Source organism: Candidatus Culexarchaeum yellowstonense (assembly GCF_024707025.1).
GTDB lineage: Archaea > Thermoproteota > Methanomethylicia > Culexarchaeales > Culexarchaeaceae > Culexarchaeum.
The window spans coordinates 1-2,335 of the sequence record NZ_JANGFQ010000235.1; the positions used below are offsets into that span (position 1 = coordinate 1).

General features: G+C 36.1%; 3 protein-coding genes. All 3 read left to right on the forward strand.

Features of this window, described 5'->3' with window-relative positions; translation table 11 throughout:
* The first annotated feature begins 721 nt into the window (after positions 1 to 721).
* The gene (locus MRT15_RS11885; RefSeq protein ID WP_304330489.1) at positions 722 to 1,321 is read left to right on the forward strand and encodes a DUF4145 domain-containing protein; all 600 of its coding nucleotides are present in this window, start codon (positions 722 to 724) and stop codon (positions 1,319 to 1,321) included.
* 531 nt (positions 1,322 to 1,852) lie between these two features.
* Positions 1,853 to 2,041: a hypothetical protein gene (locus tag MRT15_RS11890; RefSeq protein ID WP_304330490.1), complete on the forward strand. Its 189-nt coding sequence runs from the start codon at positions 1,853 to 1,855 to the stop codon at positions 2,039 to 2,041.
* Positions 2,034 to 2,335, forward strand: a 302-nt coding sequence (locus MRT15_RS11895; RefSeq protein WP_304330493.1) for a site-specific DNA-methyltransferase, incomplete at its 3' end; no start/stop codon positions are given. The genes MRT15_RS11890 and MRT15_RS11895, both read left to right, overlap by 8 nt.

Genomic DNA, 2,335 nt, shown 5'->3' on the forward strand with positions numbered 1-2,335 from the left:
GGTCATCACAAGCTCAGTCTTCCTAGCAATACTCACAGCAAAAACAATAGACTTCACAGCAAAAAACACAATAAAAATCGCAATACTCACATCAACAGCAATCATCTCAATCTTCACAATGAACACCCTAATACCACAACTCTTCAAAAGCATACTAACATTTACACCATAAACTATCCTAATAACATTACAAAAATACTCGGCAAGAAATCAATACTCCAAAACCAGCCACAACATTCTTATTTAAGGTCGTAGCTCATCAATAATTTGGGGAAGAAAAATTTGTTCAATTGTGAATTTCATAAATTGTACGGAGCCTCTTTTGCCAGTCTTTTATATGTTCTTCTTAACTCCTGACCTACTTTCAAATTCATCATATAGAGTACGTGTAAACAGATTGATGGCCAGGGGGATCAAACGCCTCACTTCAAACGCTTGTGAAGTTCCTTGTGATGTTCCTTGTACTCTCGTATTCTTGTGAGGTTTAAAGTTTTGAAGCTCGACACAAACGCAGACAGACACAGACATGAGTGAAACTTTCAAAATCCAGAATTTTACATTAGCTTACATAAACTTACACGCGCTTATACGCACTAATTAAACGTAAAAGTAGCATGAAGTAGCATAAAAAACACATGCGAGCCCTAACAAACCTTAAGTTGCTAGGTCCAAATATGTCTCAAGAAAAAATAAATGTTTGGTCGTTTTAATGTAGAATAATATGGAAGAGGATTATGCGTGGGTAGGCCCGTCTAAGTGTGATGAGCATAGATTAGCTAGGGAGAAGGATTTAGAAAATATATGGAATGATCTAGTTTCTGCAAGAGGTTACACGGAAACATATCCTTTATTCGCATCTGCTATTGATTTGTTTAGGGAAGCCTTATCCTGTTATCAGAATGGAGCTTACATGGCTACAGCAATAATGTGTCGGGCAAGCAGTGAAACAGCAGTTTATCTTCTCACCGCAAGAAAAATAAAGAGATGGTGGGAAAAACCGAAAATGATACAAGAAATGGAAATAAATTATAGCTTAATACAAGCGAAGTGGAAACGAATACTTTGTAAAGCGAAGACTTCTGGCTATATAAATGGTGAGCTTGAACAACAGTTAAATGAGATTAGAGAAGCTGGAAATTTTGCAGCACACTACGGGCAAAGACATGATGAAGAGCTTAGAGATTTAACTACTAAAGTGAAGAAAGGTTGGATTAAGAGGGAAGATGCGCTTCAAACACTTCGTAAGACTGCTCGCATATTAAAAGAATTTATGGGGAAAATCCTTGATAAATATGATGTGCTTGGAGAGTCTCAGCATTAAATAATATACTTCTTATGAACTACAAAAGCTAGTGGACGAATTAAAAACCAAATTACAAAAACCAATCAATCGTGAGAAAAATTCTACAAAATACCAAAAAACAACAATCTTAAGATTATAGCTGGCGACAACACAATCTTTGACGTATACTATCCAAAACAATTCGGACTAAAAACCATACTAATTGACAGAAGCATGACACCATTCGTAAAAATCCAAATCAACGCCCTCAACATCGAAACCATAAAACCTGATTACACAATCAAAAATTTCAACAAAACACTCAACATAATCAACGCACTAGAAAACACATAACAGCAACAGCAGACACTACCAAAAAGCTAATTATTCTCTCACTAAGGGAAGCGATAATTTATAACCTTAAATACAAGTTAACTACCAATAACATACTACAAAAAGGTAGTATATAAAACTTCTTCACCATATGCATTAATTATCACCTAATCCCTAAAACTCTCTATCACCAAAACACTTAAAAGATTAATTATTTTATATAAAATGTGGGGTGCGATGACTAAAACCGTTAAATTGAGTGCAACAGGCGTAGAGGATGAAGTTTTAAAGAAGTTTAAGCAGCTTGTAATAGCCAGATATGGAGCTTTAAGAGGATATATGGGGAAGGCCCTAACAGAAGCTATGATGCTCTGGATAAACAAGGAGGAGAGCGAAGTGAAGGAAAAGGGTGAGGGCAATGGATGATCAAGAGGTTCATAAAAGGGAGAGATTAAATGAACTTGATGGGAAAACATGGGAGAAATATTCCATCAGCATATGGGATATTGTTAAGTCACGAGAAGAGAGCAAACTTAATCATCCTGCAATGTTCCCGGTGGAATTATGTCGAAGACTAATTAAAATATATACTAAGAAGGGTGATGTTGTTTTGGATCCTTTTATGGGTAGTGGCAGTACAATAATTGCTGCAAGGGATTTAGGGCTAAAGGGAATCGGTTTTGACATCAACCCAGACTTTGTCAAACTTGCGAAAGAGAG

What these genes read in the sequence shown, in the direction of transcription:
- MRT15_RS11890 (WP_304330490.1), top strand. Translation starts at nt 1,853, where the DNA reads ATGACTAAAACCGTTAAATTGAGTGCAACAGGCGTAGAGGATGAAGTT.
- MRT15_RS11885 (WP_304330489.1), top strand. Translation starts at nt 722, where the DNA reads ATGGAAGAGGATTATGCGTGGGTAGGCCCGTCTAAGTGTGATGAGCAT.